Annotated in this window: 12 protein-coding genes; 2 read left to right on the top strand and 10 right to left on the bottom strand. The window is 66.9% G+C overall.

Annotated elements, in window-relative coordinates; genetic code table 11:
- Positions 1-228: 228 nt before the first annotated feature.
- Complete coding sequence (locus ADE01S_RS23160) at positions 229-978, top strand: helix-turn-helix transcriptional regulator (RefSeq protein WP_062684094.1); 750 nt, start codon at positions 229-231, stop codon at positions 976-978.
- 357 nt (positions 979-1,335) lie between these two features.
- A complete protein-coding gene (locus ADE01S_RS23165) occupies positions 1,336-2,007 on the top strand; it encodes a helix-turn-helix transcriptional regulator (RefSeq protein ID WP_062684095.1) in 672 nt (223 codons plus the stop codon).
- 708 nt (positions 2,008-2,715) lie between these two features.
- Here the strand turns inward: ADE01S_RS23165 and ADE01S_RS23170 are convergent.
- The 10 genes from ADE01S_RS23170 to ADE01S_RS23215 are packed head-to-tail and all read right to left on the bottom strand — an operon-like array spanning position 2,716 to position 12,594.
- Positions 2,716-3,963 carry a glycosyltransferase WbuB gene (locus tag ADE01S_RS23170; protein ID WP_062684107.1) on the bottom strand — a complete coding sequence of 416 codons (1,248 nt, stop codon included), beginning with the start codon at positions 3,961-3,963 and terminating at the stop codon, positions 2,716-2,718.
- The gene (locus ADE01S_RS23175) at positions 3,960-4,520 is read right to left on the bottom strand and encodes a putative colanic acid biosynthesis acetyltransferase (protein ID WP_062684096.1); all 561 of its coding nucleotides are present in this window, start codon (positions 4,518-4,520) and stop codon (positions 3,960-3,962) included. The genes ADE01S_RS23170 and ADE01S_RS23175 overlap by 4 nt, the downstream gene beginning before the upstream one ends.
- Entirely contained in the window at positions 4,517-5,404 is an 888-nt protein-coding gene (locus tag ADE01S_RS23180) for a glycosyltransferase family 2 protein (protein WP_062684097.1), read from the bottom strand. Before ADE01S_RS23180 ends, ADE01S_RS23175 begins: the two co-directional genes overlap by 4 nt.
- A 13-nt stretch (positions 5,405-5,417) precedes the next feature.
- The gene (locus ADE01S_RS23185) at positions 5,418-6,548 is read right to left on the bottom strand and encodes a glycosyltransferase (protein ID WP_062684098.1); all 1,131 of its coding nucleotides are present in this window, start codon (positions 6,546-6,548) and stop codon (positions 5,418-5,420) included.
- Positions 6,541-7,833 carry an O-antigen ligase family protein gene (locus tag ADE01S_RS23190; RefSeq protein ID WP_062684099.1) on the bottom strand — a complete coding sequence of 431 codons (1,293 nt, stop codon included), beginning with the start codon at positions 7,831-7,833 and terminating at the stop codon, positions 6,541-6,543. Before ADE01S_RS23190 ends, ADE01S_RS23185 begins: the two co-directional genes overlap by 8 nt.
- 27 nt (positions 7,834-7,860) lie before the next feature.
- Positions 7,861-8,778, bottom strand: a complete 918-nt coding sequence (locus ADE01S_RS23195; RefSeq protein ID WP_228468543.1) for a glycosyltransferase family 2 protein — start codon at positions 8,776-8,778, stop codon at positions 7,861-7,863.
- A gap of 5 nt (positions 8,779-8,783) precedes the next feature.
- Positions 8,784-10,100 (bottom strand): lipopolysaccharide biosynthesis protein, encoded by a 1,317-nt coding sequence (locus tag ADE01S_RS23200; RefSeq protein WP_062684100.1) that lies wholly within the window; start codon positions 10,098-10,100, stop codon positions 8,784-8,786.
- Positions 10,101-10,151: 51 nt separating this feature from the next.
- A complete protein-coding gene (locus ADE01S_RS23205) occupies positions 10,152-11,105 on the bottom strand; it encodes a GDP-L-fucose synthase family protein (RefSeq protein WP_062684101.1) in 954 nt (317 codons plus the stop codon).
- A gap of 6 nt (positions 11,106-11,111) precedes the next feature.
- Positions 11,112-12,221, bottom strand: a complete 1,110-nt coding sequence (gene gmd, locus ADE01S_RS23210; protein WP_062684102.1) for a GDP-mannose 4,6-dehydratase — start codon at positions 12,219-12,221, stop codon at positions 11,112-11,114.
- 10 nt (positions 12,222-12,231) lie between these two features.
- Complete coding sequence (locus ADE01S_RS23215; protein ID WP_062684109.1) at positions 12,232-12,594, bottom strand: VanZ family protein; 363 nt, start codon at positions 12,592-12,594, stop codon at positions 12,232-12,234.
- Positions 12,595-12,755: the final 161 nt, after the last annotated feature.

Here is a 12,755-nt window from a genome sequence, read left to right on the forward strand (position 1 = left end):
TGTCGGATTATATCGCCCCGAAACGTCTTGATTTTGCCAATTTCGAACCATAAGATGGGTCCATGCCATCCGTTATGTTGGCTACCAAAGTCTCCCAGCCCAAACGCCCCGGTTCGGCTTCATTAGATATTCCGGGATATTGCGGACCACCCCCGCAGGGTTGGATAAAAATAGTCTTCAGCACAGCGAAGATCCCTTCTAGGCCCGTCTTATAACCGGGAGGACACCATGGCCAAGATGGTCCTGATTGAAGCCCATCCGCTCCTGCGGTTGGGGTTGTGGCAGATTCTTAGCAAGTTGGATGATGTGTGGGAAATCGAGGGGATGGGCCTGGCGGACGTGTCCAAGGCCGATGGCGTGCATGCGGGTGCCGATCTCCTCATTTATGGCTTGCCGGTGGATACCGACGAAGCGTGGAGCGCGCTGCATGAAATCCAGCGCGTGCTGACGCCCAAGCGGATCCTGCTCCTGACGGACGTCATGCCCTTGCCGATGCCGGTGCAGGGCCTGCCGGGCGCGAGCGTCTACGGATGCCTGATGAAGACGGCTTCGGTCGAAATCCTGGAGGCGGCCATCCGCCTGGTCATGGCCGGGGGGCAATGCTTCCCCAGCGAACAGGCCTTGCAGACCCCCGCGCAAGCGGTGTGCGCCTTGCCGGCCCGGGATACCGAGGAAGCCGCCGCCAAGGGCGCCATGCCGGTCAGCGCCGGCGCGCAACTGTTGCAGATCACGCCGCGCCAGTACGAAGTGCTGGTGTTGCTGGCCCGGGGATACCCGATCAAGACGGTCAGCAGGATGCTCAACATTTCGGTGGCCACGGCCAAGACGCACGCTTGCACGCTGTACCAAAGGTTGCATGTCAAGAACAAGGGCGAAGCCGTGTACGCGGCGCTGCAACGCGGCGCGACCCTGGAATGGCATGAACCCAATGGCAGGGATGTCGACGCCGGGCAGATGTATGGGCGCAAGGTGGGATAGCAAGTGGCGGGTTGCGCAGCCTGCCCGGCAGCCGGGAACGCCCGTTCCGTTGCTGCCGGGTGCGCGCATAGCCATCGTGGCTACGTCATACATAGCAGTGAGGCGGTTGCAATGCAATGGCATTCCTCCACCATTCATCCACCTGAACGAGATTCAGCGAACGTAGCCGCTGATAGCATGGGTTGTGTCCGCAAGCATGGGTCGAAAGGGCGAACCACCACCGCCTCGCCAGTGCGATCCGATGCGTGGACGAGCTTCCCGTGAGGCCGATGGCGTCGTCAGACTGCCGTTGCGGCAGCGATGCGCCAGCGTCATGGGAACCGTGTATGGGCCGTGTGTCACAAGGTTCCCCTCGGGATGACAACCGTACTGATCGAAGACTACGCTCTGCTTCGTGTCGCGATCCAGCATGTGCTGGAGCGTGTGCGGAACGCCGACGACATCCTTGCCATCTCGCCAGCGCATTTGCTCAATATGTCCAGCTCGATCAACCGCCCAGTGGAATTGCTGGTCGTCGGTTGCAGCGGCCTGGCGGAACAGGACGTGGGGCTCCTGTCTCAGTCGATGGCGTTCTTCATGCCCCGGCTGGTGCTCGTGCTGTACTCCGTGCTGGACCAGGGCGTCATGGCCGCGTGTGCGCGGGCCGGCGTCGCCGGCTACCTGCCCAAGGCCTCCAATCCGGACGCGCTGGCCGCCGCGGTCAGCCTGGTGCTGGCGGGCGGGGAATGCTATCCGCAACCTGTCGCCAGACCGCCAGGCGCCGCGCATGCGCCCACCCAGGAACTGCGTGAACTGACCCAGCGCCAGGAAGAGATCCTGCAACTGCTGGTGCAGGGCAAGACCATGCGCGAAATCGGCGAACAGGTCGGCATCTCCGTGGCCACCGTGAAAAGCCATGCGCGCACCCTCTACTGGAAGCTGAACGCGCGCAACCAGGCCGAGGCGGCCTACATCGCGGTGCAGATGGGACTGGTGCGCAACGGCGGCAGCGTGCCGACGCCCCGCCCGGAGCCGAACGACAGCGCGTAGGATGGGTGCAGCGCGAGCGTCTCGGCGCAAGCACGAAACCATTCAACGCGCGGAACCCATGCGGTCGTGTGCAGACGGTGCCGAACGGCCCCGGCAGACGGTCCCCGACATCGGCGGGAAAACATGTTCGCGGCCGCATGGGTTTCGCGCGCTGGATAGCAACGTTCTAGCTTAAGAACTCTCGCGCTGCACCCATCCTACGTTGCAATGCAGATGGGACGGGCGCGCAATGGCAGCCGTAGGATGGGTGCAGCGCGAGAATCTGAGCGCAAGTGCGAAACCGTTCAACGCGCGGAACCCATGCGGCCGTGTGCAGATGGTGGCGAACGGCCCTGGCGGACGCTCCCCGGCATCGGCGGGAGAATACGTTCGCGGCCGCATGGGTTTCGCGCGCTGGATACCAATGTTCTAGCTTAAGAACTCTCGCGCTGCACCCATCCTACATCGCAATGCTGATGGGACGGGTGCGCAAGCACGAAACCATTCAACGCGCGGAACCCATGCGGTCGTGTGCAGACGGTGGCGAACGGCCCTGGCAGACGCTCCCCGGCATCGGCGGGAGAATACGTTCGCGGCCGCATGGGTTTCGCGCGCTGGACACCAATGTTCTAGCTTAAGAACTCTCGCGCTGCACCCATCCTACATCCCAGTGCGGATGGGACGGGTGCGCAACGGCGGCAGCGGTGGATGGGTGCAGCGCGACGACCCTCAGGCGCCGGCTCCCGCGGGCTTGCCCTTGGAAGCCGCGATCGCGGCGAATTCGCGTTCGGCCGCGGCCAGCACGGTGTCCACGTGCAGGTGGGCCAGCGCATATTGGCGCGCGGCGACGCCCAGGGTATCGCGCAAGCGCGCGTTGTAGCTCAGTTTTCGCACCGCTTCGGCCATGGCCTCGCCATCCTCGGGCGGCGTTACGAGGCCGCAGCGCGTCACCACGGCGGCCAGTTCCGTGCCGGGCGCGGCGCCGCAGACTACGGGCCGGCCGCTGGCCAGCATGCCGGTCAGCTTGGAGGGCATGACGAGGTCGGCCGCGCCGGCGCGTTGCGGCAGCAGGTGGATGTCGGCGGTGTTCAGCAGTTCGCCCAGCCTCTCGGCCGGCTGCAGGTCCAGGAAACGGACGCGGGGCAGGCCCTGGCACTGGGCCTCCAGCGGCGCGCGCTCCGGCCCCTGGCCGCAGAACACGAACCATACGCGATGCTCGCGGCTGAGGCGCCGCGCCACGTCGGCCAGCGTCTGCAGGCCCTGCTTGCCGCCCATGTTCCCCGAGTACAAGGCAACGATGGCGCTCTCCGGGATCCCCAGTTCGGCGCGGTAGTCGCCGCCTTCGCCCGGCGCGATCGCATCCACGTCGATCCAGTTGGGCAGCAGCACCACGCGCCCCGGGTCCACGCCCTTGGCCAGCGCCAGGTCCAGCATGCGGTTCGAGATCGTGGAGACGCGGTCGAAGCGGCGCATCAGCCAGCGTTCGGCGCGGCGCACGGCGCCGCGCAGGCCGGCGCCCTTGAGCAATCCGAGTTCGAACGCGGCATCCACTTCGTAGTCCTGGATGTGCAGCCAGGCGCGGGCGCCGCAAAGCCGCGCCGCCAGCCAGGCGGCGGGCGCGCAGAACAGGGCGGGCTCGACCACCAGGATGATGTCGGGCCGTCCGGCCGCGGCGCGCAGCAGGGAGGGCAGGCTGGACAAGGCGAAGCTCGCCAGGTGCACCAGGCGCTTGAGGCCGCCCGGCCTGGCCGGCACCCACAGCGGCGCGCGCCGCACCGTGACGCCGCGCCGCGTTTCCCTGGCGTAGCGGCCGGCGCGGTAGCCGGGCTGCACTTCCCATTGGGGGTAGTACGGCGGGGCGGTCACGACGCTGACCTCATGCCCGCGCGCGGCCAGCCATTCGGCCATCTCGGCGCTGTACTTGCCGATGCCGGTGAGCTCGGGCGCGTAGTTGATGCCGTAGATGAGGATCTTCATGGCGCGCCCGCCTTGCGGGGGCGGACGGGGCGGCACGGATTGCCGTGGCACACCATGGCGGGCGGCATGTTGCGGAACACCGAGCTGCGCGCGCCGATCACGGCCTCGCGCCCGATGGTCACGCCGGGGCCGACGAACACGTCGGTCGCCACCCAGGCGCCTTCCTCGACGCGGACGGCGCGTTCGCGCAAGGGGAATTCGGGCTGGGCGGCGTCATGGTCGGCCGCGCACAGATAGCTGCGCTGCGAGACCACCGCGTGGGCGCCGATCTGGATCGGGCCCAGGCTGTAGATGACCGCGTCGTCGCCGATCCAGGCGTAGTCGCCGATCTCCACCTTCCATGGGTAGGTCACGGTGGCCGTGGGCCGGATCAGTACCTTGCGGCCGACGCGGGCGCCGAAGCAGCGCAGCAGCCAGCGCCGGAACCCGTAAGCGACTTGAGGCGACCAGCGGAACAGCGTTCCCTGCACCATCCACCACAGCTGCACCGTCAGGGCGGAGCGGCCGCGCTGGCCCGGGGCCAGCGCAAAGCGGTCAAGACGCTGGAGAGCGCTCATTTTGCCGCTCCCGCCACGGCGTCGTCGCGCGCCGCGGCCGCGCTGGCCTGCCGCGCCTTCTGGAGTTCCTCCGTCTTGATCCGGATCTGCCAGTAATACATGGCGCGCGCCACCGCATAGTCGTAGCCGGCCTTGCCGTCCAGGAAGCCCAGCTTGAATACGTAAGAGTGCAGGAAGGAAATCGGCGCCTTGAACGGCATGGCCTGGAAGATGCGCTTGAGCAGCGCGCGCGCGCCGACGTTGGCTTCGCGCGGATCGTTCATCAGGCCCTTGGTGCGCAGGTTGGCCTCCCAGTCCGAATAGCGGTTGTGCTTGTCGAAATAATGGAAGAGCGAGTCGTGGTCGTTGTGCACCATGCGCTGGCGCAGGGCGAAGGTGTCGCCCTGGACCTGCGGCTGGTAGTGTCCTTCCACCTCCCACATGTGGGCCACGTCCAGGTCGTCGTAGTCCAGGAAGCGGGAGCGGCCGCGCGCCAGCAGCGCCAGCTTGTAGACGCGGTGGCCGTGTTCCAGCTTCTTGCCGCAGAACACATAGTCGAACGGCACGAAGGCGCCGCCGGCGCCGGCGGCGAAGCGCGGCAGCGCCTCGCGGATCTCGGCGGCCAGCTTGGGCGTCATTTCCTCGTCGGCGTCGACGTACAGCACCACCGGGTGCGAAAAGGGCAGCTGCTCCAGGCACCACTGCTTTTTCTTCGGATACTTGCCGTTCCAATTGAAATTGGACACCTTCGCGCCCAGCGCCGTGGCCATCGCGCAGGTGGCGTCCGTGCTGTTGGAATCCACGACGAAGACCTCGTCGAAGTCGACCAGCGCCTTCAGGCACTTGGCGATATTGCGTTCCTCGTTCTTCGTCATGACGACGACCGAAACCGGTATCTTCTGCATGATGCTGTCCTGTTCAGGGCGTGCCGCGCTGCATCAGCGGCTGGAATAGCGCAATGACGTTGCGGCAGTGCCGTTCTAGGGAAAAGGCGTCCGCGCGCTCGGGGCCTTGGGCGGCGAGCCGCTCCCGCGTTTCGCCGTCGTAGGCCAGGCGCCGCACCGCGGCCGCCAGCGCCGCCGCGTCGCCCACGGGCACCAGCAGGCCGTAGCGGCCCGCGTCCAGGATTTCGGCGGGTCCGTGGGGACAGTCGGTCGAGATCACCGGCACGCCCAGGCACAGCGCTTCGACGAGCACGTTGCCGAAGCTCTCGCGCACGGACGTCAGGGCGAAGGCGCCGGCGCCGGCGATCACCGGGAACGGGTTGTCGATGTGGCCGGCCAGCGTCACCGGGGTGCGCGAGCCGTGGTCATCGATGCGCTTCTGCAGGGCGGCATGCTCGGATCCCTCGCCCAGGATGGTGAAGGCGATGCCCGGGTCGTCCAGCAGGGCGGCGGCGTCGATCAGCGTGGCGTAGTCTTTCACCGCTTCCAGCCGGCCGACCGCGACCACGTGGTAGGGCGCCTGCCCCTCGGCCTCCTGCGCACGGTTCGCGCCCTGCTGGCGCACGTTGTCCAGCGGCACGCCGTTGTAGATGGTGTGCACCTTGCCGCGCAGGGGCGGGAACATGCTGACCAGGTCTTCCTTCACGCCGCGCGACACGCCCACCACGGCGTCGTGCCGGCGGTAGGTCTGGCTGACCAGCCAGCACTTCAGGCGCCGCATGCGCGAGGCGCCGTAGTGGATCGCGGGGCTGCTGTGCTCGAAGGCGACCGTGCTGAAGTTTCCGCGCAGCAGCTTCTTGGCCAGCACCACCAGCATGTTGCACAGCAGGCCGTGCGAGCAGACGATGGCGGGCTTGTCGCGCCGGATCTGGCGCAGCAGGCGCATGAAGGCCACCGGCAGCATCAGGCGCAGCTTGGCGGGCGATTCGATGACGGGCAGCGCGCGCGTCACCTTGGGGTTGGAAACAGGGTACTCGCGATTGCGCGAACGCAGCAGGAACAGGGCGGAGTCCACCCCCTGTTCCGGCAAGGCATCCACGATGAAGGCGACGCATCTTCCGACGCCGCCGTGCAAGTCCGGCGCGACAAACAAGACATCAGGCATGAGGGATCACTCGTGGTGGCGCCCGGCGCGCTGCGGCCGGACGGGGGCTGGGGGCGGGCGGCGTAATCGAGGGAACGGGCATGATCTGGGCATTGCGCATCAGGGACAGGCAATAGCACAGCAGGAAACCGGTGAAGGCGGTCTTGGGGGCGTAGGCCAGGCCCCCCGAAAGCGAGTCGATGAAGATGTAGATGGGCGCGGTGGACAGGAGATAGCGCCTGTGGAGTTCCAGTCCGGGATGGGCGTAGCGCCTGAGCAGGGTCAGCAGCAGGATGAGCAAGGGCGGAAGCATGATCATGGTCGTGCCCACCACGCCGAATTTCATCAGGTAGAACGCCCAGGAGTTGTGGGCGAAGGTGCTCAGCTCGAAGCCGTTCTCGCCCATGACCCAGCTGCGGAAACCGGCGCCCTTGCCGAACACCGGGCTCTCCGCGAAAGAGTCCATCTGCCCCTGCATTTCCTGGATGCGCGCGCCGTAGCTGGAGTCCTCGTCCAGCCGCTCGACGCTGAAGATCCGGTTGGTCAGCACGTCCAGGTAGCCGATGCTGGCGAAGACCAGCACGCCGGCGACCGCCGCGGGCGCGAAGATCAGCACCGCGCGCCGCCGGATCTCGGGACCCGCGCCAAGCAGCACGGCGATGAAGACCGAGATCGCCAGCTGCAGGTACTGGCTGCGGTTGAGCGAAAACACCAGGGCCAGCAGCATGTAGACCGTCAGCGCGTAGGCCTTGGGCCCGGAGACGTTGAGCGTGCGCCGGAAGTACAGCAGCGAGACCACCCCGAACGGGATGGCCCAGACGCCCAGCCGCACGTTGCGCAGTGGATTGGCCACGCTGAAGCCCTGCGCCTGCTCCAGCAGCATCAGGGTGGCGACGGCGAGGCACGCCGCCACGATGTACTTCTGCAGCACGGCATAGGCCGCCGGGCTATCGATGTCCTTGTAGCAAAGAAAGGGCGTGCACAGGAAATAGAACACGATGCGCAGGTCGCGCGCCACGTCGCCGGTCTCGATCCCCGGATGGTCCAGCGATACCAGCAGCAGGTAGATCACCGACAGCGTCTGGATGCCCAGCAGCATGCCCAGCACGCCGCGGGGCAGGGCATAGGCGGACGGCTCCGCCAGCCGCAGCGCCTTGACCGCCAGCATCGCGACGAATATGACGTCGAAGGGCGAGAGCTTGAAACTGCCCACGCCCAGGACGAAATGGTCGTCGTTCAGGGCCAGCGCCGTGAAGGCGAACATGCCCAGCAGGTGCAGGGTGGAAAGGCGGCGGTGCGGTCTCATTGCGTCGGTTCTCCGTAGGCGCGGGCCCTAGTGCGAGGCCCAGTCGTCGCGGCCGAATATCTTGGTGGTCAGCTTTTCGAACAGGTACGACAGGTCGCCCTGCCGCGCGTGCGCGGCCACCTTGGAGGCGCGGCACGACAGTTCGAACAGCCGCCCCAGGCCCGGCTCGGTGCGCCGGATGCGGGTCACGATCTGCTCCCGCTCCTCCAGCAGCACGTCCTGCATCAGCGCGGTCTTGGTTTCGTCATGGGCGGTGTAGACGCCCATGGCGTCCGGCACGATGAGGTTCTTGCCCTCGCGCAGCAGCCGGCTCCACAGTTCGAGGTCCATGCAGTAGCGCATGCTCTCCTGCAGCAGGCCGTACTTTTGCAGCAGGTCGCGGCGGAAGATGGCCGACTGGTTGGGAATGGAGGCCTTGACCACCGTCAGCGTGCCCCGGTTGACCGGCGTGTAGTGGATCTTGCGGAAGATCCGGTTGTCGGCGTCCGCCACGAACAGGTTGCCGCTGACGATCGGCGCCCGGCCCCTGGAGGCGGCCGAGCCCAGCTTGCGCAGCGCGCCCGGGAAGTACAGGTCGTCGGAGTTCTGCCAGCCCACGTAATCCCCGGTGGCGCGCTCGAAGCCCTTGTTGATGGCATGCGACTGGCCGCGGTCCGGCGTGCTTTCCCAGTAGGTGAGGTAGCGCTCGTACTTGCGGATGATGTCCACGCTGCCGTCGGTCGAGCCGCCGTCCATGATGATGTATTCCAGCCGCGGATAGCCCTGGTTCAGCACGGACAGGATGGTGCGTTCCAGGAAGCGGGCCTGGTTGAACGAGGGGGTCACGATCGTCACTTTCGGCATCAGGCCGCCGGCGATGGGGGCTGGCGGACGAAGCTCGCGGACGAAGTCGATGAGCTGACGTGAATACTCGTTATGACGCTTGCGCATGTAGGACCTCAGCATGTTGGTTATCGGGTGGCCGCAGGCAAGGCGCCCGGGAAGTCGGGGCGGGATTGACGGATGGCGAAGGCCACGCCGGCCAGCGTGATCGCCGCATAGGCCATGCGGCCCCAGGCCGCGGCGTGTTCGCCCGCGACGTGTACCAGTCCCGCCATGACGCACAGCATCGCCAGTCCGCCCAGGCCGTTCAAAATGGCGACCGCGCGGGAATTGCCGAGTCCGAGCAAGGAAAAATGGGCCGCGGCGTTCAGGGACAGCAGGCCGGACGCGACGATGAGCAACTGGAAGGTCCCGAGATGGTCCTGCGCCACGCTGGCGCTCAGCAGCACGTTCAGCAGCGGCCGGCTGACGGCCAGCACCGCGAGCGTCGCGCCCGCCGACAGCGCCAGGTTCCACAGCATCATGCGGCGGATCTCGCGCTCGGCGGCCCCGGGGTAGGGCGGCGAGGCGGACAGCCGGCTCACGCGCGGCATCGCCTTCTGGAAGATGGCGACCGACGCGGTATGGATGATCTGGCCGACCTGCACGCCCACCGTGTAGATGGCCAGCGCCGCCGGGCCCATCAGGCTGCCGACCAGCACGCGGTCCACCGATCCGAAGGCCAGCGCGCTCAGGCTGTTCAGCCACGACCAGCGGGAGAAGCGGAAGGCGTCCATCATGGCGCCGCGGTCGCGCACGGGACGCACCAGCAGGCGGCCGTAGGCGCGCGAGAACACGCCCATCTTGATGGAACCGGCCACCAGCAGCCCGAGCGCCTGGGCCAGGCCGGTCCAGGTGGGCGACGCCGTCAGCCAGGCCGTCACGCAGGCCAGCGCCATCGTGCCGCTACGGCTGAATACCTCGCACAGCGCGGTGGCGCGGAAGTCCTCGCGCCCCTTCAGGCAGCCGGAGAACAGCTGGTCGTACTGCTGGGTCAGGTAGATGGCCAGCGCGGGCAGCGCCAGCATCGTCACCGCCACGCCGCCGAAGGTGGCGCCGGGCCAGCCCAGGCCCACTGCGCCCCACAGCAGTAGCGCGGCCAGGGTGACGACGCCCAGCGCGCAGCCGATGAGCGACATGCTCACCCCGGCCGCGCGGTAGGCGCCGCCCGGCTCGTGCAGGCGTTCGGACACCAGCTTGGTCGCGGTCACGGCCGCGCCGAGGTTGGCGGCGTTGCCGAAGCCGGCCAGGGCGATGATCATCGAGTATTGGCCGAAGCCCACCGTCCCCAGTTGCCGGAACAGGATGGGCAGGGCCACCAGCGCCGCAACGGGGCCGATGCCGTACTCCACCAGCCCCCAGAAGGAGGCGTTTCCGGCGATGTGTTTCCTGAGGAATCCAAGCATGGTTGAGGCCTTTCAGTGCTGACCGGCCCTGGGGCCTTGTCTACGGGGCCATCAGGCCACGGGCAGCGCATGCTGGGTGCGCTCTCTCAGGAAGTGCCCATAGGCCAGCGTGATGCCGTGCGTCAGCGAGATCTCCGGTTTCCAGCCCAGCGCCTGCACGCGGGACGAGTCCATCAGCTTGCGCGGCGTGCCGTCGGGCTTGCCGGTGTCGTAGACGATGTTGCCGGTGTAGCCCACGACGCGGGCCACCAGGCGGGCCAGGTCGGCAATGGAGATGTCCTGGCCGGCGCCGATGTTGTAGATGCCTTCGGCATCGGGATGCTCCATCAGCATGACGCAGGCCTGGGCCAGGTCGTCCACGTACAGGAACTCGCGCAGCGGCGTCCCGGTGCCCCAGATGGTCACGCTGTCCTGGCCGGACTCGCGCCCCTCGTGGAACTTGCGGATCAGCGCCGGCAATACGTGGCTGCTGTGCAGGTCGTAGTTGTCGTGCTGGCCGTAGAGGTTGGTCGGCATGGCGCAGATGAAGCGTGCGCCATACTGGCGCTGGTACGCCTCGCACAGCTTCAGGCCGGCGATCTTGGCGATCGCATAGGGTTCGTTGGTCGATTCCAGCGGCCCGGTCAGGAGCGCGTCCTCCCGGATCGGCTGGGGGGCTTCGCGCGGGTAGATGCATGACGAACCCAGGAACAGCAGCTTGCGCACCCCCGCCGCGTAGGCGGCGCGGATGACGTTGCACTGGATCATGAGGTTCTTGTAGAGGAAATCCACCGGATGCGTCTGGTTGGCCAGGATGCCGCCCACCTTGGCGGCGGCCAGGTACACCACGTCGACCGGCGTGGTCGAGAAGAAGCGGTGCACCTGGTTCTGGTTCTCCAGGTCCAGCTCCTCGCGGCTGCGGGTCAGCACATTGCCGTAGCCGCGCCGGTGCAGTTCGCGGGTGATCGCGGCGCCCACCATGCCGCGATGCCCGGCGACGAAGACGCGTTGCTCCAGGTTCGTCATGTCCGACTACTCCTTGTAGGCGTAGATTTCGTAGCCGTTCTGCTCGACCAGCGCATCGCGGCGCGCGTCGCGCAGATCGCTCTCGATCATTTCCTTGACCAGTTCCGCGAACGAGATGCGCGGCGACCAGCCCAGCTTCTCGCGCGCCTTGGTCGGGTCGCCCAGCAGGGTTTCCACTTCCGTCGGACGGAAGTAGCGCGGGTCGACGCGCACGATGACCTGGCCCGGCTTGACGTCGTGCACCGGCGAGAACAGCACGGTGGCCGTTTCCTCCAGGCCCTCGCCTTCCCAGGCCAGCAGGATGCCGAGCTCGCGGGCGGCGGTATTGATGAACTCGCGCACGCTGTACTGCATCCCCGTCGCGATGACGTAGTCCTCGGGCGTGTCCTGCTGCAGCATCAGCCACTGCATTTCGACGTAGTCGCGGGCATGGCCCCAGTCGCGCAGCGCAGACAGGTTGCCCAGGTACAGGCATTCCTGCAGGCCCAGCACGATGCGCGCCAGGCCGCGGGTGATCTTGCGGGTCACGAAGGTTTCGCCGCGCTTGGGCGATTCGTGGTTGAACAGGATGCCGTTGCAGGCATACATGCCGTAGGCTTCGCGATAGTTCACGCTGATCCAGTAGGCATATAGCTTGGCGGCGGCGTACGGGCTGCGCGGATAGAAGGGCGTGGTTTCCTTCTGCGGGATTTCCTGCACCAGGCCGTAGAGCTCGGACGTGGAGGCCTGGTAGAAGCGGGTCTTGTTTTCCAGCTTCAGGATGCGGATGGCTTCCAGCAGGCGCAGCGTGCCCAGGCCGTCGGCGTTGGCCGTGTATTCGGGTTCCTCGAACGACACCCCTACGTGGCTTTGCGCGGCGAGGTTGTAGATCTCGTCCGGCTGCACCGACTGGACGATGCGGATGAGGCTGCACGAATCGGTCATATCGCCGTGATGCAGCACGAAATTGCGGGGCTGATCATGGGGATCCTGGTACAGGTGGTCGATGCGGGCCGTGTTGAACAGCGAAGCGCGCCGCTTGATGCCATGGACCTCATAGCCCTTGGCAAGCAGGAACTCCGCCAGGTAGGACCCGTCTTGGCCGGTTACGCCGGTAATCAGTGCCCGTTTTGGCATGGTTGTATCCTTAAGACTTAGTAACTGCACGAAAGGAGCCGAAGGCTGCGGTACCAATGTGCAATGAGATTACTGTTGCACCAGCCGCGGAGATATCGGCCAAAAGGTCTAAGAGTTCAGCCTGTCGATAGGGAAAAAAGGACTGGATTGATTCATCCAGCGCGCCCAGGGCCGTAATGGCCAGCATGGCCACCAGCGCCGGGCGCCGGTTGACCGACATATAGATCAACCCCGTCAGGAAGGCGTAGGCGGCCAGGTGCAGGCGCTTGTCCCCAAAGGCGTCGGACATCTCCGACGCCAGCCCGGGCAGGTTCCCCACCGTCACCAGCACCAGGAAGAACAGCCCCGCCACCGGCAGGCAGAGCCTCGCCATGCCGGGGCGCCAGAAGGGCTCCCTGGCATGGCACGGGGGCTCCCCCTCGCCGCCGGGCCGCCCCAAGGCGAGGGGCGCCCCCTCGGGGGGCAGCAAGCGCGCTCCGCGCGCGCAGCGTGGGGGCTCCCCTCCGCCGCCGGGCCGCCCCAAGGCGGGGGGCG

The organism is Achromobacter denitrificans NBRC 15125, assembly GCF_001571365.1.
Taxonomy (GTDB): domain Bacteria; phylum Pseudomonadota; class Gammaproteobacteria; order Burkholderiales; family Burkholderiaceae_B; genus Achromobacter; species Achromobacter denitrificans.

Bases quoted from the DNA above. Each gene is read 5' to 3' on its own strand.
- ADE01S_RS23180 (WP_062684097.1), bottom strand. From the start codon at position 5,404: ATGCAGAAGATACCGGTTTCGGTCGTCGTCATGACGAAGAACGAGGAA.
- ADE01S_RS23160 (WP_062684094.1), top strand. From the start codon at position 229: ATGGCCAAGATGGTCCTGATTGAAGCCCATCCGCTCCTGCGGTTGGGG.
- ADE01S_RS23170 (WP_062684107.1), bottom strand. From the start codon at position 3,963: ATGAAGATCCTCATCTACGGCATCAACTACGCGCCCGAGCTCACCGGC.
- ADE01S_RS23215 (WP_062684109.1), bottom strand. From the start codon at position 12,594: ATGGCGAGGCTCTGCCTGCCGGTGGCGGGGCTGTTCTTCCTGGTGCTG.
- ADE01S_RS23195 (WP_228468543.1), bottom strand. From the start codon at position 8,778: ATGCTGAGGTCCTACATGCGCAAGCGTCATAACGAGTATTCACGTCAG.
- gmd (WP_062684102.1), bottom strand. From the start codon at position 12,221: ATGCCAAAACGGGCACTGATTACCGGCGTAACCGGCCAAGACGGGTCC.
- ADE01S_RS23200 (WP_062684100.1), bottom strand. From the start codon at position 10,100: ATGCTTGGATTCCTCAGGAAACACATCGCCGGAAACGCCTCCTTCTGG.
- ADE01S_RS23190 (WP_062684099.1), bottom strand. From the start codon at position 7,833: ATGAGACCGCACCGCCGCCTTTCCACCCTGCACCTGCTGGGCATGTTC.
- ADE01S_RS23185 (WP_062684098.1), bottom strand. From the start codon at position 6,548: ATGCCTGATGTCTTGTTTGTCGCGCCGGACTTGCACGGCGGCGTCGGA.
- ADE01S_RS23205 (WP_062684101.1), bottom strand. From the start codon at position 11,105: ATGACGAACCTGGAGCAACGCGTCTTCGTCGCCGGGCATCGCGGCATG.
- ADE01S_RS23165 (WP_062684095.1), top strand. From the start codon at position 1,336: ATGACAACCGTACTGATCGAAGACTACGCTCTGCTTCGTGTCGCGATC.
- ADE01S_RS23175 (WP_062684096.1), bottom strand. From the start codon at position 4,520: ATGAGCGCTCTCCAGCGTCTTGACCGCTTTGCGCTGGCCCCGGGCCAG.